15 protein-coding genes are annotated in these 17943 nt (G+C 58.0%); 6 read left to right on the forward strand and 9 right to left on the reverse strand.

Annotated elements, in window-relative coordinates; genetic code table 11:
• Positions 1 to 81 precede the first annotated feature (81 nt).
• Entirely contained in the window at positions 82 to 951 is an 870-nt protein-coding gene (locus tag ACSOSI_RS07440) for a LysR substrate-binding domain-containing protein (RefSeq protein WP_261130396.1), read from the forward strand.
• On the opposite strand, the gene sseA is transcribed toward ACSOSI_RS07440, so the two are convergent.
• Genes sseA through ACSOSI_RS07460 form a run of 4 tightly spaced genes read right to left on the reverse strand, consistent with a single transcriptional unit; the run spans position 948 to position 8220 of the window.
• Positions 948 to 1793, reverse strand: coding sequence for a 3-mercaptopyruvate sulfurtransferase (gene sseA, locus ACSOSI_RS07445; protein WP_476706793.1), 846 nt, complete (start codon positions 1791 to 1793; stop codon positions 948 to 950). The two genes, ACSOSI_RS07440 and sseA, sit on opposite strands and share 4 nt — an antisense overlap.
• A 42-nt stretch (positions 1794 to 1835) precedes the next feature.
• Positions 1836 to 4064: a virulence factor SrfC family protein gene (locus ACSOSI_RS07450; protein WP_476706794.1), complete on the reverse strand. Its 2229-nt coding sequence runs from the start codon at positions 4062 to 4064 to the stop codon at positions 1836 to 1838.
• Positions 4061 to 7012, reverse strand: a complete 2952-nt coding sequence (locus ACSOSI_RS07455) for a virulence factor SrfB (protein WP_476706795.1) — start codon at positions 7010 to 7012, stop codon at positions 4061 to 4063. Before ACSOSI_RS07455 ends, ACSOSI_RS07450 begins: the two co-directional genes overlap by 4 nt.
• Positions 7012 to 8220 (reverse strand): SrfA family protein, encoded by a 1209-nt coding sequence (locus ACSOSI_RS07460; protein WP_476706796.1) that lies wholly within the window; start codon positions 8218 to 8220, stop codon positions 7012 to 7014. Before ACSOSI_RS07460 ends, ACSOSI_RS07455 begins: the two co-directional genes overlap by 1 nt.
• A 114-nt stretch (positions 8221 to 8334) precedes the next feature.
• Here ACSOSI_RS07460 and ACSOSI_RS07465 point away from each other — a divergent pair, with 114 nt between their 5' ends.
• A complete protein-coding gene (locus ACSOSI_RS07465) occupies positions 8335 to 8760 on the forward strand; it encodes an NUDIX hydrolase (RefSeq protein WP_135344507.1) in 426 nt (141 codons plus the stop codon).
• On the opposite strand, the gene ACSOSI_RS07470 is transcribed toward ACSOSI_RS07465, so the two are convergent.
• From ACSOSI_RS07470 to ACSOSI_RS07485, 4 genes are all read right to left on the reverse strand, one after another.
• A complete protein-coding gene (locus ACSOSI_RS07470) occupies positions 8757 to 9257 on the reverse strand; it encodes a 2-thiouracil desulfurase family protein (protein WP_476706797.1) in 501 nt (166 codons plus the stop codon). The genes ACSOSI_RS07465 and ACSOSI_RS07470 overlap by 4 nt on opposite strands.
• A 14-nt stretch (positions 9258 to 9271) precedes the next feature.
• Positions 9272 to 9439, reverse strand: coding sequence for a hypothetical protein (locus ACSOSI_RS07475; protein WP_476706798.1), 168 nt, complete (start codon positions 9437 to 9439; stop codon positions 9272 to 9274).
• Entirely contained in the window at positions 9436 to 10458 is a 1023-nt protein-coding gene (locus ACSOSI_RS07480; protein ID WP_012005872.1) for an AraC family transcriptional regulator, read from the reverse strand. Before ACSOSI_RS07480 ends, ACSOSI_RS07475 begins: the two co-directional genes overlap by 4 nt.
• 170 nt (positions 10459 to 10628) lie before the next feature.
• Positions 10629 to 12077, reverse strand: a complete 1449-nt coding sequence (locus ACSOSI_RS07485; protein ID WP_012005873.1) for an aminotransferase-like domain-containing protein — start codon at positions 12075 to 12077, stop codon at positions 10629 to 10631.
• A 177-nt stretch (positions 12078 to 12254) separates the two neighbouring features.
• Between ACSOSI_RS07485 and ACSOSI_RS07490 the strand changes: the two genes are divergently transcribed.
• A complete protein-coding gene (locus tag ACSOSI_RS07490) occupies positions 12255 to 12443 on the forward strand; it encodes a DUF1127 domain-containing protein (RefSeq protein ID WP_476707255.1) in 189 nt (62 codons plus the stop codon).
• Positions 12444 to 12684: 241 nt separating this feature from the next.
• Positions 12685 to 13815, forward strand: coding sequence for a Gfo/Idh/MocA family protein (locus ACSOSI_RS07495; protein ID WP_012005875.1), 1131 nt, complete (start codon positions 12685 to 12687; stop codon positions 13813 to 13815).
• Positions 13816 to 13949: 134 nt separating this feature from the next.
• On the opposite strand, the gene ACSOSI_RS07500 is transcribed toward ACSOSI_RS07495, so the two are convergent.
• Positions 13950 to 15431 (reverse strand): MFS transporter, encoded by a 1482-nt coding sequence (locus tag ACSOSI_RS07500; protein WP_476706799.1) that lies wholly within the window; start codon positions 15429 to 15431, stop codon positions 13950 to 13952.
• Positions 15432 to 15905: 474 nt separating this feature from the next.
• Here ACSOSI_RS07500 and ACSOSI_RS07505 point away from each other — a divergent pair, with 474 nt between their 5' ends.
• Together ACSOSI_RS07505 and osmF are read left to right on the forward strand one after the other, a co-directional pair.
• The gene (locus ACSOSI_RS07505) at positions 15906 to 16973 is read left to right on the forward strand and encodes a fatty acid desaturase (protein WP_476706800.1); all 1068 of its coding nucleotides are present in this window, start codon (positions 15906 to 15908) and stop codon (positions 16971 to 16973) included.
• 29 nt (positions 16974 to 17002) lie between these two features.
• Positions 17003 to 17935: a glycine betaine ABC transporter substrate-binding protein OsmF gene (gene osmF, locus ACSOSI_RS07510; protein WP_012005878.1), complete on the forward strand. Its 933-nt coding sequence runs from the start codon at positions 17003 to 17005 to the stop codon at positions 17933 to 17935.
• Positions 17936 to 17943: the final 8 nt, after the last annotated feature.

The following is a 17943-nucleotide window of genomic DNA, read 5'->3' on the forward strand; positions in this document are numbered from 1 at the left end:
CCGGCTGAGCATGACACGCCATCTTTGTGAGTAATATCGGCATTATTTTGACTGATGGTTCTTAAAAACGGGATGGTTAGTATGGGGCGAGTCACCTTCGATCTCGACGATCTGCGCAGTTACGTGACAGGCATTGAGCTGGGCAGTTTCGCTAAAGCGGCAGAGCGGCTGGGGCGATCCACCTCGGCGGTCAGCGCGCATCTGAAAAAGCTGGAACAGCAGGTTGGCAGCCCCATCCTGCGCAAGTCCGGGCGCGGCATGGTAATGACCGAAGCCGGCGAAACGCTGTTGGGCTACGCGCGTCGCTTGCTGGAGCTCAATGATGAGGCCGCGACCGCAGTGCGCGGCTTGGATCTACAGGGCATTGTGCGGTTAGGACTACAGGAGGACTTCGGTGAAACCTTTTTGCCACAGGTCTTGGGCAGTTTTGCCCGAGCGCATCCGCGCGTGCGTATTGAAGCGCGTATTGCCCGTAATGCCGAACTGATCGAGTGGGTGTTGAAAGGACAACTGGATTTGTCGCTGGCGTGGGACGGTGGTATCAGCACGCCGTTTTATCAGGCGCTGGGGCAACGGCAGATGCACTGGATCGCCTCCCCGCATTTTGAACTGGCCTCCTGGCGCCAGGGGGATGAACCTCTGCCGCTGGTGATGTTTGATGCCCCTTGTCTGATGCGCAGCGCCGCGACTCAGGCGCTGGATCGTGCCGGTATTGCCTGGCGTGTCGTCTTCACCAGTCGCAGCCTGAATGGCGTATGGGCGGCGGTCAGCGCCGGATTGGGGGTAACGGTGCGTACCGACGCCGGGTTGCCGGCGGGGCTGTCCCTTTTGCCACCCGACGCTTTGCCGGCGCTAAACCCGTTAGCTGTGGTGCTGCACCGTGCCGAAGAAACCCCCTCGGCGGCGATCCAGCGTCTGGCGCAGATCGTCGCCGATCGGATCAACAGCTAGTCCTGCTCGATCGGCTGCTTACCGCTTAACGCACCCCATTCGGTCCAGGCACCGTCATACAGTTTCACCTGCGGTGCACCGAGTGACAGCAGGCCGAAAGCCAGCACCGCTGCCGTGACGCCGGAACCGCAACTGGTGATGATGGGTCCGTCGAGACTCACGCCCTTGTCGCTGAAGGTTTGCTTCAGTGCTTCCAGCGATTTGAAACGGCCGTTTTCCAGCAGTTCGCCGTAAGGAATATTGATACTGCCGGGAATATGGCCGCGGTGCAGACCGGGGCGCGGTTCTGGTGCTTCGGCGTAAAAACGCGGTGCGGCGCGCGCATCAAGGATTTGCACTTCGCTGTTCAGCGCCTGTTCCACCTGCTGCAGATTGACTACCGCGTCCGCATTAAAGCGGGCGTTGAAGGTTTGCGGCGTGCGCTGAGCCGCGCCGGTAACAAGTGGTTGGCCCAGAGCTGTCCAGCCGTTCAGGCCTTCGTCCAACACATACACCTGCTGCGCGCCAAAGTTGCGGAAGGTCCACCAACCGCGCGGGGCCGAGAACTGGTTGCCTTCGTCATAAAACACGATGGTCTGTTGTTCGCTGATGCCCAATTTACCCACCGCCGCACTGAATTCCTCTGCCGTCGGCAGCATATGCGGCAATGCGGTGTTTTTATCCGCGACGTCATCGATGTCAAAATACACCGCGCCGGGGATATGGCCACGTTCAAATTCGGCGAGCATGTCTTTTTTCGGCACCAGGCCGACCGGGGACATCCTGACATCAACCACTACCAGGTTTTCATCGTTGATATGCTGCGCAAGCCATTGCGGAGTAACCAGAAACGGAGAGTTCATCGTTATTATTCGCCTGTGGTGAAAACGGTTTTTCACTATACCTTAAATAATTGGCGTTGCCTCGGCGTTCAGGGGGGCGACAATGGCGGCCAAAGCCCGATGTGCAGCTTCATCGATTGTGCCTTCTGCCCCGGTTGCCACATTCTCCGCCAACAGCGCCTGCAGGCCAACCAACCAGTCATAGATATAAAACGCGGTATTTCTCGCCGGGGTCGGTGCCAGTTTGGTTAACCGTTGCTGGCTACTCCAGTCCACGGCGGGCTGCGGTGGAGGGGTAAATATGGGTTGGCCGTGATTGATTCGGCTGGCGGGGCGTAACCTCGCCTCGCGCTGCTGGAAGCCCAACCAGGTGACGAAATCGCCCAATATCGCTAACGCCTGGCTGACCTGCCTGTCTTCAGCCTGTTCAGGCAGTGCTCCGGCAGACAATGCGCGCTCCAGTGATTCGGCAATTTCCAGGCGGCAGGCAGCGGTGATTAGCGCGTCGACCAGCATCTCCAGATGCTGCTTGCCGACACCCAGCAATGTCAGCAGTTGGTTATTGTCCGGCAGGCTGCGCAGATGGTTTATCCAATCGGCAAATACCCGCTGGGCAAACGAATCATTGTTTTGCCCGATGGGGGCCACGCAGGCCATATCTCCCTCGTCAAACAGATCGATCTCAACATCAAACGCCGGGGCAGCGACCACCGGTGCGGACAAGTTACTGTGTTGGCTATACAGCTGGCGCAGGGTATCGCACTGCGGCAGCAGCCACTCGAGCAGTTCGCCGTGTATTCCTGCCTGTGCCTGCAATTTGCGCAGTAACTGTTGGGTGCGCTGCTGCGTTAACGGCGTGTCCGCGGCGTGCAGCCAGTTGCCGAGCAGGCTCTCAGTCAGTTCGCGTTGCAGTTCCTGCTGTTGTTCAAGGATGCGATCCTGCTTCAATGTCGGGGACGCCTGCGTCGCCAACCAGGCCACCATGCGCTGGCAGTCGCTTTCATCGATCGCCAGCAGGGTGGCCCAACTTTCGCCCGGTTCGCCGACATAGCGTTGAACGGCGTCGTCGGGGCGCGGTTTCCCTTCCTGACGTGAGTCGAACGCGGTGATTGCCCAGATTAAACCCGGTTTGCGGCGGCTGCGTAGTTCCACGGTTTCCCCCTGGGTTTGTCTGACCCAGTAGGCCAGCGCGTTGCCCGTACGGCCGGCATCTTGTGGCGTAAGGGCCGCATCGCTTACCAGTAACAGACTGGCGTGCAGGCCATCGGCAGCAAGAGTCAGCAGATTGGCGCGTTTTGCCTGCTGCATGCGCTGTATCAGCCCAGCACCCGGGCATGGGTTGGCGGCCGGCAGGTCTAGCAGTTCGATGTTGTTCGGTAACCCGAGGTTTCCCCTCGCTGGCAAGGTTGTCGTGACCGAGGCCGCCAACCACGCCAGATCGGCCAGCGCGATCGCTACCTCGACGCCATTTTCTGTCAGCACGGTCAGTTTTTCCGCGGCCGATGCATGGATTGCCTGGGCATGCACAATCCCCTCATCCTGGCTCAATACCTGGTGGGGAGCATACAGGCGCTCGCAGTGGCCCAGGGCGTGTAGGGTATGCGCCAACTGGCGATAACAACTTGTCAGTGCCGGGTCCTCGCCCCAAAGCGGTGCGAACAGCCTGGCACGGTCGTCAACGCTCAAATAGGGTGCCAGTGAGATGGCATGTGGCCAGAAGTGTCTCGCCAGCGGCGTTTGCCATTTACCGCCCTGATGACCAAGGTGGTCCCACAGCGCTACCATCGCGTTGCTGTCCAGCCCGTCGATAGCCATCGGTTGGCGGAGACGCTCCAGTGCGTGCGAATGTGCGGCCATGGCACCGGCATTCCAATCCGGACGAAAACCGCCCATCAATGCGCTGCCGATCATCATGGCAACCAACTGCGCCTCATCCAGCAGGGAAACGGCAACAGGGTAAGACGGAGGATTTTGGGTGTCACAACGGCTGTAGCGTACCGCCAGCGTGGCATCTTCGCTCAATAGCCTGGCACCGGGTGCCAGTGCGGCCAACAAGTGGGCCTTGGCCGCGGCGTTATGGCCATAGAGGCCGATGGCCAGAGGCTGATGCATGGCGCTGTCCAACTGCCTGGCCCGGTTATAGCTGCGGCGCAGACGGACAGTCAGGTTATCGGCTTCCCGGTTTAGCCGAGTGGACTGCTGCCGGGTGGCCGCCACCCAGTCAATCGCCTGCGCAATGATGTTTCCAAGGCTGTTTATCGGCTCGGGCCGGTCGGAGGTGATAGGTTTCATTGCTGATAAATGCTCCCGCTGTCAATCCAATAATGGGTTGCGCCAGAGGCGCTGGCAGCCAAGGTATTGAGTTTTAGTTGCAGGCTATCTGCGGGTACCGGCGTGCCGTCGGCCAGGCGGGCTTCGGCAATGCTGACGCCTTCGGCTCCTTGCTCATCATTGCCGGTGATGGCCAAACGCAGGCTGATGACTGCATCGCCTGCCAGTTTGCGCGCCAGAGCGGCATCGGTAATAGTCAGGGTGTAGAGTGGCGATGCCGGCCAGCGCGGGTTATCCAACTGACGGAAACCCAGACGCAGCGGGCCACGTAGCTGGAAATAGCTGTCGGGATCCAGCGCAAAGTCTGCGCAGTCCAGATCGATATCGCGATAGTAGACATTATCGTCTGCCAGCATGTTATTGCTGTCCAGCATGCCCAGATGACGAATCGTGGAATAGGGTTGGAAGTCGCCGACGTTAAAATAAAAACTCTCCAGCCGCAGGTCGATAGCCAACAGGCACAGCATGGCGCCCACGGCGGCGGTTGATTTGGGATTGTCAATGCGTCCGCCTTGGTTAAACGGGTACCAACTGCGGGTGTGATAACCCTCAAGCGGCAAAATTCGGCTTGCGGGCAAGGGTTGCAGGTGGCGCAACAGCGCCTGAACGCCCGGGAAACAGGCAGGGCGGCCGGTGAGTAACAACACATCGCAGCTATACAACGCCACCACTTCGCACAATAGGCGCAGGCAGTGACTGATGCCGATCCGATCGGACAGGAAAGCGGCATGCACGGCACCCAGCCGGATGACCAGCGGGGTCTGCAGAATGTCGAAGGCGGCGTTGCCGGATCCGCGCTGAACCTCATCGTTGATAAATGCCAGTACCTGCAAGGTGGGCATCTGTGGCAGTAGTTCGCCCAGCGTGGCGGCGATTTCTGCATGGCTGTCCAGCGGATCGTAATCCTCATAGGCACTAAGCAGCGCACGCCCCGCGGGCATGAAAATCTGCAGCGTGGCCTGCTGGCGCAGGGTGGAAAACCCATCCATACGCCCCTGGTTGCCAAACAGCTTGTCCATGGTCGCCGCTGTGGCGCTGGCGTTGACTCCGGCCTGTTCGAACGCCTGCTGTACGGCGGGCAAGATAAATTGCCCGATGACATCCAGCAAAATGTCGTCGCCGGCGAGCTTAAATCCTTCACGGAACAACAGACGCGGATTGATTTTGATGTTGTTGCCTACGCCATCATCCAGCCGGTATTGAGTAATCGCCAGATCGGTAGTGCCGCCGCCGATATCGATTGAAGCGATACGCAGTGATTTTCCCGGTTGTTCTCCCGGTACTGGCGGTCGGTCCGGCCTGGCCATGGCAGCGAAAAAGGCATCGGTGCGGCCGGCAAAATTGACCTGAGTTTCGTTATACAGATAAACCATCTGGCCGCAGGTGGCTTCGTCCCATTCCATATGCACCAGTGGCACTGGCATACGGGCTTGCTCAGCGCTGAACGGGGCATCCAGCGGGTGCCAGCCCATGGCTTTCCATATCAGGCCAATCGCCTCCTGCATGCGGCGGCGGAAAATTTCACGCTCCGGCTTGGGCATCGCCGAAGGCAAAGTCAGGATGATGGTACGCAGACGCCGTGGGGCCGCAGTGTTCGGCATCCTGGTGCGTTGGGCTGCGCTGTTGATTTGCATCAATGCCTGCGCCAGCAGCTCGGTTAGCATCAGGGCCATGACCGCGCTACGACTATAGTGGGCGGAAAAAACCGGCAACCGCTCTTCTACCGGCAGCGCAGACAGGGGGACACCCTCGTCGTTGAGCAGTGAGCTTAATGGCGCGGCGGCAGCCATGGGTTCTTGTTGGCTGTTAAAACGCCAGCCGGGCGCATAGCGTTCTTCGTCCCACAGGTAACGGCGTGGGCTGGAAATGCCGGTGGTGCCTTCGGTACCTTCCCGCCGCAGCGCCAGTTGCGCGGCTTCCCGGCCCACGCGGACGATGGAAGGCCAGACAAAGGCATCATCATGCCCGCTTTGGTATGAGAGGTGGGGTTTGCCAAATGACGCCTGGGCAAACTCTACCCGGCTTTCAAATAACTCGTTGTAAACGCAATGCGGCGCAGATAGCGAACGTAACTGCAGTTCATTAGTCTGTTTCAGGCCATTATTTTCTTGCGGATGATCTTCGACCATCACCCCGCAGGTGTGCGAATTGCCGACATCCAAAATCAGATCTACGTTGATCGCGGGCTGTTGCGGCGTCTCCCCGATGATTTTTATCTGCGGCAGCGTTAATTGGCTGCCGAGCAGGTTCAACAGGTTGAGGTAGTGCGCCTGATATTCGAAGGTTTTCAGCCCGGCGCTTATTTCCATTTCGCTGCGTAGTTCCAGGCTGCTCGCGGATTGGCTAAAGACTTCACGTAGCCAACTGTCTACCCAGGTCAGATCAAGAAACTCGCCCAGCTCATGGTTTTGATGGCCCAGCGAGAAGCCGATCCCGGTATTGATATCGCTTTCGCCTGGGGCGAGTGCCTCCTGGCCTGCGGCGGCGAGCCGGGTATCAAAGGCCAGGACCACCCGCAGCAGGTTGCCGTCCTGGTCGGGGCTATCGAGTAACAGCGTCTGCATGCGGGCCCAGTTATCCGGCCCTGATAAAAATACCCCTGATGAAGTACAACGAAAGAAAGGCAGCGGCAGCCAGGTTTTATTCAGCAGTTGCAGCGATTGTTGCAGAGAATGGCTGAACTCCGGCCGAACCACTTCAGCACTCTGCCCCGGTTGGGCGGGCAACAGGTATTTGCCACTGTCGGCATCCCATTGCAGGCGCAGTAGCGGGCCGCTGGCGGTCTGGCGAACAAACTTGCCCGGAAACTCATCATCCAGAATCGGCGTCAGGGCGAAGTCCAAAAATTGAATGCCACTATCCTGAACCAGCGTCATGCTGCGTGGGTAATCGGTTAGGGGGGCCAGCATTATTTACTCTCGCGCTTTAACATCATGGGATAGAGGGTATCTGTATCGTAGCGGCCGCTGCATGTTGCCGGGCCGGTTTCATTTTGCGTACAGGTAATTTCCGGCATTTGGTAGCGGCTGCCGTCGCTGCAGCGTGCTTTGGTGCGACTGTTAATCACCAGATTGCCGGACTGCATCAGCCCGGCTTCGATCGGCACCCGGCAGGTGATGCCATCCCCGTAAGTAATGCTTGCAGTGCCTTTGCCTTCCTTGATGCGGTATTGCAGGCTGGGACGTTTACCGGTTGGCAGATCTTTGAGTGCCACAGTGGCACGCCATTTACCGTTCAGAAAACGAACTGAACCGGCTTTGACCGAGTCGGCGGGTAGCACCAGCGCATGTTTGTCCGCCGGCGGCATGACAATGGGGAGCGGAGCGGGTGGCATCAGCGTTGCCGGTGCTAACGGCAGTTGCAGTTTGAATGCGGGTGCTACAGCGCGTTGCGCCGACGCCGGTGGCGGTGCGACAACAGGCTCAGCAAGTGGGGCGGTTGGGCGGCTCAGCCAGGTAACCAGCAGGGCAATCAGCATCAGCACAGGCAACATCCAGCGATAGCGGCGCCATTGGCGAGGTGCTTGCACCGGCGTAGTGGCAGCAGGCGGCTTAATCACCGGCTCTGGTAGGGGTTTGGCTGTAGGAATAACCGCCGGACGCGGCGCGGCAGCGATAGGCGTCGGTTTTTTTTCTTCGGCCGGGCGCAGGCATGCCAGCGGGTCATCCTGACACTGAGCCGACGGCTTGATAAAGCCCCAGAAGGTCAATACCGGTTTGCCATCGACCAGATAAATATGGTTTGGGTCAGGGATTTGCATTGCCCTGGCCAGCAATGCGCCAAACAGACGGTGGCTGGGGTGTGGGTTGGCCTGCGTCTGTGCGACCAGATCACGAAATGTCGCCAGACTTTGTTCCAGCAACTGTACGGCCTGCGCGCGTTGGGCATCACTCGCTGCCAGCCAGGAGGTCACTTTCCCCGGGAAAGGGGAATACCAATCAATGCGGGTACCCGTTTCGTTCGGCTGCGGGACAGCCAGGCAGTCGGCCGCCTGTTGCTGTTGGCGAATGCGCAATGTTTCTCGCAATTGCAGTGCGCAGGCGTAAACCGGTTGCCCATTTTCGCCCAATGCAAGCACATCATCTAAACTGCCACTGCGTAAAAAGGGTTTCACCACGGCAAAAAACCTTGTCCTGTTCGGCTAAACAAATAATCGGCCATGGTAACCCGTGACCAGAAGAGTCAAACGGGTAAGGACAGGTGTAAAATGCCGTTCTTTAAGAGGTTCAAGATGTCACAGATTGATGACTCATACTTTGGCGGCGCGAAAATCGCGCTGTTGTGCGGTAACCACTTGCTGACCTACCAGCGTGATGACAAGGCGGATATTCCCTGGCCGGGCTGCTGGGATTTGCCGGGAGGCGGGCGCGAAGGGGATGAGACGCCGCTGCAATGCGTGCAGCGGGAAACGCTGGAAGAGTTCGGTTTGCAGATTGACGCACGGCAGGTGAGTTTACGGCAGCGTTACCAAGGGATTTTTCCCGGCTACCCGCCGACCTGGTTTATGCTGGGCCACATCACGCCGGAGCAGATAGCCGCCATTTGCTTTGGCGAAGAAGGGCAGCGTTGGCAGATGATGGCCATCGAGCGCTTTATTCAGCATCCGCAGGGCATTTCGCACCTGCAGCAACGGTTGGCGCAGCATCTGCAGCGCTAGGTCTGTTCCACCGCTTCAATCCGGGCGATCAGCGCGTCGATCTGACGGTCGGAAAACACTTCAATGCCATTCTGGCGCAGCAGTTCGGCGGTGACGCCGCTGCCGGGCTTGGTTTGACCGCTGAAAGAGCCGTCGTAGATAAACTGGCTGCCGCAGGAGGGGCTGCCGTCGGTGAGCAGGGCAAAGCGGCAGTCGTGCCGTTGTGCGGTCTCCAGCGCCAGATGGGCGCCGAGCAGATAGCCGGCGGTGACGTCGCCGCCGCTGACTTCAATCACTCTTGCCCGTTGGGCCAGTACCGTGGCGCCTTCAGCGGCTGGCGTGATTTCTGCCGAGGGGCGTGGGGTGGAAAAACCGGCGGCCAGCTCCGGGCAGCAAACCACCAGGCGGCCTTCGCGCTGCCAGCGCTGCAAGGTGGCGTTGAGCAAAGGTTTGTCGGATGCGTTGTAGCGAACTTTAAAACCGGCCAGGCAGGCGCTGAATAAAATCTTTGACGGCATGAAGTCTGTCTCTGTCACAGTGGCGAAAGCGTGGGGCAGGCGGCCCACGCGCGCGGCTTTAACATAGCAGAATCATCCCGCCGATGGCAGCGCCAGGCGATTAAAGGCTGCGAGTCACGCGGGCATTCGCGCAGCGCGCCCTGGCCGACCATGCCGCTGGCGCCCAATATAATGGCTTTCATGCTCTGTTTTCCCTGGGGCCGGTAAGGCGTTGGTTGCGCCAGCGGTTTGGCGTTTGCGCTTCCCACTGCATAAAGGCGCGGCTGAACGAATTCAATTCTTCAAATCCGAGCACGAAGGCGATTTCCCCCAGCTCCAGACTGGTGTCTGCCAACAGTTGGCAGGCGGTACGGTGGCGGGTTTTATCCAGCAATTGCTGGTAGCTGTAGCCATGCTGTTGCAAGCGACGCTGCAGGGTGCGCGGGCTGACATACAGCTCGGCGGCCACGCTGTTAACGCTCGGACGCTGGCCGCGCATGCTGCGGCCCAGGATCGCCATCACCTGGTTCGGCAGACTGTCGCCCTGCAATGATCTGGCCAGTTCGACTTCCAGCCCCGGCAACAGTACCGTCAGCATGTCCTGATTGTAGGTGATAAAGGGTTGGTGCATCAGCGCACGGTCAAACACCAGCACATCCAGCGGGGCATTGAAATGCACCGGGCAACCGAAGTAGTGCGGCAGCGGTGAGGAGGGATCCGGCCGCCGGGTCAGTTCGATTGCTCGTGGGTGTATCGCCTGACCGGTGCCACGGCGGCACAGGGTAATAATCGAGGCAAACATGGCATCAATCAGCAATTCCGGCGCATGGCTTTTGGCCATGGTCCAGCGGGTGTACAGGCGGATACTGTCGCCATCCTCTACCAGCATCAGTTCTTCCGGACACAGCAGACGTTTGTACCGGGCAACCTTTTGCAACGCGTCGCCGAGGGTGGCGGAGTGCAGCGCAGCGACCGAAGCAATATCATAATGCTCTGATGGCACCTCGCCGCCCAGACGCAGGCCGAAGCTGGTGTCGCTCACCTGGGCGAGGGCACGCCAGATATCGAAAAACTGCCGGGTGGACAGCTTGACCTTCTCATGTCGCTCGCTGAGTAACCCTTCAGGCAAGCCGGCCAACTGGCCGACCCGTTCGATATCCACCCCCAGCGTCCGCAGACGGGCCGACAGGGCGCTGGGCAGGGCTATCTGATCGCTGCTCATTATTACTCCTTATGATTTACCGGTTATCGACGAGCCAGCCCAGACCGCGTGAACTGCCAGTGATTAACCACACCTGAGATTGCGACATAAAACCTTTCTTACCTGTTCATGGGGTGAGGTCTCACTCTAGAAGGTTAGATGCTGTGCGGATAATCCGATCCCGCCAACTGTTAATCCGATTGCGCCAATGTGTTTTCGAACGTCAGCATTAACTGTTGGATGGTTGCGCCGACCCGCAATACCGCTTGTTCAATCTCGGGCATCAGTTTAGGTGCATAGGCATAATTGATGCGCAGACAGTTACGGTACTTGCCGGAGGCGGAAAAAATACTACCGACCGCGATCTGTACACCCTGCTTCTCCAGATGACGGTTCAGCCGCAGGGTATCGAACTCTTCATCCAGCTCAATCCACAGCATAAAGCCGCCGCGGGGTTGGCTGACGCGGGTACCGGGCGGAAAATATTTCATAATCCAACCGGTCATCACGTCGCGGTTTTGTTGGTAGCGGGAACGCATACGCCGCAGGTGTTGCAGGTAGTGGCCGTGACGAATAAATTCGGCAATCGCCAGCTGCGGCTGGGTAGCCGTGGAGCCGGTACCGATATATTTCATGTGCAGCACGCGCTCCAGATAGCGCCCGGGGGCGATCCAGCCGATGCGCAGACCGGGTGCCAGCGTTTTTGAAAAGGAGCTGCACAGCAGCACCCGGCCATCTTCGTCGAAAGATTTGATGGTGCGTGGGCGAGGATATTGATAGGCGATATCCCCATACACGTCATCTTCAATGATCGTCACGTCAAAGCGCTGTGCCAGCGTCAGCAAACGCTTTTTGCGCGCCTCCGGCATGATGTAACCCAGCGGGTTATTGCAGTTGGGGGTCAACAGGATGGTTTTGACCGGCCACTGTTCCAGCGCCAATTCCAGCGCCTCCAGGCTGATGCCGGTCAGCGGATCTGTGGGGATCTCCAGCGCTCTCATGCCCAAGCCTTTCAAGGTCTGCATGGTGCCGTGAAAACAGGGGGAGTCAACCGCCACAATATCCCCTGGTTGGCAGACGGCGCGCAGCCCGGCGGACAGCGCTTCGTGACAACCGGTGGTGATCACCAACTGGTCGGCATCAATCTGGCAACCGGAATCCAGCAGCAGGCGGGCGATTTGCTCACGCAACCCCAGCACGCCCTGAATGCTGTCGTAGTGCAGGCTACGCAAGTCGCCGTGGCGGCCCGTGTGCCCCAGCGCTTTCATCAGGGGTTTCAGCGTGGGTTCACTGATATCCGGCATGCCTCGGCCCAGTTGAATCAGGTCTTCGCGCGGCTTGTTGCGGATCAGCTCCAGTACCTGCTCCCACTGCGAAATATCCACCGGTCGCTGCACCGGGCGGGTCACGGTGGGCAGTTCGGCCAAAGTCCGCCGCGTCTGTACAAAATAACCCGACTTCGGCCGCGCCTCTACCAGTTGTCCCTCTTCCAGCAGACGGTAAGCCTGCTGCACCGTGCTGATGCTGACGCCGTGCTCCTGGCTTAGCATGCGCACCGAAGGCAGGCGATCGCCTGCCGGATAAAGCCCCTGTTCAATGCGTTGGCTGAGGATGGCGGCCAGCGTGGCGTAGCGTGTCATACAGATGCCTCAAATAAGAGTGAGTGAGGAAAAGACCGGTACAGATGAAGTTAAATTAGACCATTCAGACGGGCGGAGACAGTTTTTGTATGGAAAAAATACTGCCGGCTTGAATCTGTATTGTTTTTCGCCTGTGCAGCATCATTGACCTCAGGCTAAATCGAAGGAGATTGAATGATGACTGTTCTTGTTGGCGACGTACCGGGACCCCGTCAGACCCGATTAATTCTCCTTTGGCGACTTTATTGGCAGCGTTATCTTACCCGCCAATCCTTGTTGTTGTTGGATGACGAGCAGTTGGCGGATGTAGGCCTGACACGGACACAGGCATGGCGAGAAGGGTGCAAGCCTTTCTGGCGAGGCTAAACACGGATGGTGTTTTTTTAGAATAAAAAATTCATTTACCCCCGCTGGGTCGGTTGATGCCTGCCTGGCCTTTTATCGTTTCATCCAAGCCTGCAAGCTTTTATGAACGCTATCACGAATATCATCTTTATTTTGTCCCCTACTTGTTATTGAAATTTATATTCCATATAAACATTTATCAGATGGTGTGTTTCATTGTGCGCACTGGCAGGTTATGGGATCGGTAACGGGGAGGGGAGTAATGAAACAGGTACGCGTTGGTTTAATTGGCACCGGCTACATTGGGCGCTGCCACGCTATTGCTTATGCGCAGGCAGCCACGGTATTTCCACTGAAAGGGGAACTGGTGCTGGAAATGCTGGCGGAGGTGACGCCGGAGCTGGCGCAACAGCGCGCGGCAGAATTTGGTTTCTCGCGTTCTACCGGTGACTGGCGTCAACTGGTGGCCGATCCGTCGATAGACGTGGTGGATATCTGCGCCCCCAACTTCCTGCATAAAGAGATGGCGTTGGAGGCGATCCGCCACGGCAAACATGTCTATTCCGAAAAACCGCTGGCGCTGGACGCCAAAGACGCCGCCGAAATGGTGCAGGCCGCGCGGGCCAAAGGGGTCAAAACGCTGGTGGGCTTCAACTATATGAAGAACCCGACCAGCCAGTTGGCGCGTGAAATTATTGCCAATGGCGAGATAGGCGAAGTGGTGCATTTCTACGGTACCCACAACGAGGATTATCTCGCCGACCCGCGTACAGCGATCGACTGGCACTGCCGCAAGGCCACGGCCGGGTTGGGGGCACTGGGCGATCTGGCGGCGCACATCGTGAATATGGCGCACTATCTGGTGGGGGACATTGTTGCCGTCTCCGGCGATATGCAGACCATTATTAAGCAGCGTCCGGATGCGAAAGACCCCACGCTGATGCATCAGGTGGAAAATGAAGATCAGGCCAGTGCGCTGGTTCGCTTTGCCGGCGGGGCGATGGGCACCATCGAAACCTCACGTATTGCCTGTGGGCGCAAAATGGGGCTGACCTATGTGGTCACCGGCACCAAGGGCACGCTGAGTTACACCCAGGAGCGGATGGCGGAACTGAAGCTGTATCGTCATGATGAACCGGCAGAACGCCAGGGCTTTAAAACCTTGCTGGTAGGGCCAAAGCACCCGGATTATGCCGCTTTTTGTATTAGCGCCGGGCATGGCATCGGTTTTAACGATCAGAAAACGGTAGAGATCCGTGACCTGGTCAACGGCATTGCCGCCGGTGACCCTATGTGGCCGGACTTTGAAGAAGGCTGGAAAGTCTCCTGCGTGCTGGATGCGATTGCCGCTTCCGCCGAACAGCGCCGCTGGCTGGAAATCAATCGCGACTGAGGCGAGGGGCTTTGGTGCCCACAAGCTGAGAACGTCATAACCTATTAACTTGCCAAGCTAGTAACTTAATAACTAAATAAGTTGCTGGCCGGCTGTAGCGCGGACAGCGGGCTTCATGACGAAGCCCGTTTTACTTAACACGGCTGGAAGTCTTCTGCATCCACATCGTAGCCCGACGGCTCCCAGCGAATCGACAACAGCGCAATCAGCCCGGCGAGCGGGGCAATGGCAATCACCCAAAAAACGCCGGTACCCAGTGCGGCGGACAGCACCGGGAACAAAAACAGTGACAGGGTCGAACTGGAACGCATCAGCGTTTGGTTGAAGCCGACACCTACCCCACGCAGCGAGGTGGGGTAACTGAGCGAGGCGAAGGTCATACTGTGCGACCCCGGCCCGAATCCCTGGCCCAGCAGGAACAGCGCCAACATACCGATGGAGACCGCCGCCTCTGTGCCGCTGTCCGGCCGACCAATCAGCGCCAACCCCAACAGCGCCGCCAGTTGAAAAGCGTAACCCAGCACCGTCATCTTCCACGCGCCGTACGTCGGCACCAGTCGCACAGCAATTAGCCCGCCGACAAAGGCGAACAACAGGTTCAGCGCCAGCGATACCAGAATCGTGCTGAGCATCGACTGCGCCAGAAAACTCGATAGGATCACCGGCAACCCGAACGCCACGGCGTTATAGGCGAACGACGAGGCGACGGCGATAACGGTGGCCAGTACCGTGCGCCGCAGATAAACCCCTTGCAGCAGCGTGCCGTAGTTGCGCCATGAGGCACGCCGCGCCTGCATCGGTTTACCCCGTTCGGCATCTTTCGCCACCACGGCGTTGATATTATAGGAACGGCGTAAAATGGCAGCAGCGCCGTCGAGGTCGCCCTGATTGGCGGCCCACACTGGAGATTCGCTCATATAGCGACTGCGAATGACGATGATCACCAGCGCCGGAACGGCTCCGAAGCCGAGGATCAGCCGCCACAGCCAGTCGGTGTGGCTCTCTGGCAGTACCGCATACAGCAGCAACACCAGCAAATAAGAGATACTGATTGCGGCATACCAGGTGGGGCACCACATGGCGATACGTGCTGCTTTATTACCACGACCTGACAGTTTGGAAAATTCGGCCAAAAACGCCATGGCCACCGGTAAATCGATGCCGACTCCCAGCCCCATTACAAAGCGCGCGCCGCCCAGCACCCACTCGTTGGGGGCAAAGGCGCAGGCGAAGGCGGCTATCACGAAGAAGAACATATCGGCCATAAATACCCGGTAACGGCCGATTTTATCGGTCAGGTAGCCGCCAATAAATGCACCGATAATCGCGCCGAAGGTAATGGCAGAGGCGATCAATCCGGTGCCGGTTGGCGACAGATTGAATTCGCGCGCCACATCTTTGATGCCGAAAGCCAGTGCACCCAGATCGTAGGCGTCGAGAAAGACGCCGCCGAGTGCAATCGCTACGACAATGCGGGCATTGTTGCTTTTGGCTGCACCGCCATTGACCAGCGTGGAGACGTCGGCAGCGCTGCGCAGGGTGACGACTTCACCGGTCGGTAAATCAGTATTCCCTGCCGAATTAGCGGCGTCAGAGGCCGCAATATAACTGGACATGATATTTCTACTTAATAAGCAAAAATCTGAGCATAACGGCGGGTAACAGGCGCTCACCAATTCTTTCTGGTTATAAGCATACAACCCAAGGTTGTTGAAAAATCATCATGTTAAGGGCTGTTTAACTATTCATTCAGTGTGGGTTAGTGAAGGAGTCACGTCACTTTTATCATTCAGCCCACCACTGCCTGGGTTGGCGTAAGGGGCGCAGCGTTGAACGGGGAAAACGACAACGGTTTCTCGAACGGAAAACATCGCCGCACCGCGCTTTAATTAGGTAACGAATACCTCTTGGCGGCACGGTGTCACCCCAGAACGCGATGAAAAACCGCCGATCCTGAGAAAGTTTCATCGTGGTGTCGCCGGCCGTTGATGCAACTAGCTGATTTTTAACTTTGCTATGCCGCTTTCGTTATTTTGAGCGCTCCTGCCGCTCGCTGATACTGAGGAAAATATCATACAGCGAGCCAGAGCATGTCCTCAGCCAAAAGCCACAGCCACTATTTGCATCCTGCCCAACGCCTCTGGATACAGCAGCTTAACCAGCGTTGGTACTGGCGGCTGGAGCTGCCGACCTGGGGCATTATGGCGGCGGTTTACGGCGGCTGGTTTGGCGTGGTGCAGTACTGGCAGACGCTGGGGCCGTGGTTGGGCACGCCATTGCTAATCCTGCTGACCACCTGGTATATGTCGCTGCAACACGAGCTGATCCACGGTCATCCCACGCGCTGGCCGCGGCTCAATCAGTTATTCGGCCTGCTGCCGTTGGCGGTGTGGTACCCCTACGGCCTGTATCGCGATACGCATATTCAGCACCATCGCAATGAACATCTGACCATTCCGCATGAAGATCCCGAAAGCTATTACTTCAGCCAGGCGCAATGGCAGCGTTTCCCACGGCTGTACCCGTTGTTGGCCAGGGTACGCAATACGTTGAGCGGGCGCGTGCTGTTAGGCCCGGCACTGGATATCGTCGCCACCGGGGCTAATGCGGCCAAAGCGATTGCCGCCGGTGAATTACGCACTCTGACGATGTGGCTGGTGCATTTGCTGCTGCTGGCGGGGGTATTGAGCTGGCTACAACAGCACGGCATTGGCGTGGCGTTTTACCTGCTGGCCATCAGCTATCCGGCGTTGGCACTGACCAAGGTGAGATCGTTTTTTGAGCATCGTGCCGTTGAAGCTCCGCAGGCACGTTCTATTATTAATGAGGCAGCCTGGCCGTGGCGGCTGCTGTTTCTTAATCTGAACTATCATTTAGTTCACCATGATCTCCCCGGCTTACCGTGGTACGGTTTACGGCAGGTGTATCTGGCGGAGCGTGATGAATACCAGCAGCGCAGCCAGGGATTTGTGGTGGCAGGCTATGGCCAGTGGGTAAGTGAATACGCGTTTACCCCGGTTGCCGTTGAGGTTCATCCGTTCAATGCCGGCGTGCTGCCAGGGGAAACACAGGGCGAAAATGAAGCCTGGCCGGCAGAGACATTTATTGTGCGATGGAAGCGCGCTTCTCAAGATTTTCCAATCGATCTGGCCAAATAGCCGGGAAATACACAACAAGAGGAAAAAATATGGCAATCACCCCCTCACGTGGTCGCGTATTAGCTTTGGCACTGAGCTTACTCGCTGCCAGCATCGGCGTGGCACAGGCGGCTGACACGGTGCGCGTTGGCTCCAAAATCGATACCGAAGGCTCGTTGCTCGGCAATATTATCGTGCAGGTGCTGGAATCCAACGGCATCAAAACCACCAATAAATTACAGCTCGGCACCACCAAGGTGCTGCGTGGGGCGATCACCTCCGGCGAAATTGACGTCTATCCGGAATACACCGGCAACGGCGCATTTTTCTTCTCTGATGAAAAAGACCCGGCGTGGAAAAATGCCCAGGCCGGTTTCGAAAAGGTGAAGAAGCTCGATTATGACAAGAACAAAATTGTCTGGCTGGATGCGGCTCCGGCCAACAACACCTGGACCATTGCTATCCGTCAGGACGTGGCGGAGACCAATCACCTGAAAACGCTGGCCGATTTGGGCAAGTGGATCAACGGCGGCGGCAAGTTCAAGTTGGCAGCCTCGGCGGAGTTTATCGAACGCCCGGATGCGCTGCCTGCGTTCCAGAACGCTTACGGCTTTAAGCTGAACCAGGACCAGTTGCTGTCACTGGCCGGCGGTGATACGGCGGTGACCATCAAGGCGGCGGCGGAGCAAACTTCTGGCGTCAACGCGGCCATGGCCTACGGTACCGATGGCCCGGTGGCGGCGCTGGGGTTGATAACGCTGGAAGATCCAAAAGGGGTACAGCCGATTTACGCACCGGCACCGATTATCCGCGAGGCAACGCTGAAACAGCATGCCAACATCGCCGAACTGCTGAAGCCGGTATTTGCAACACTTGACGGCCCAACGCTGCAAAAACTCAATGCGCAGATTGCAGTGGAAGGCCAGGACGCCAAACAGGTGGCGGCCGCCTATCTGAAAGAGAAAGGGTTGGTTAAGGGGTAACGCCGCTG

Source organism: Serratia sp. AR11 (genome assembly GCF_056376275.1).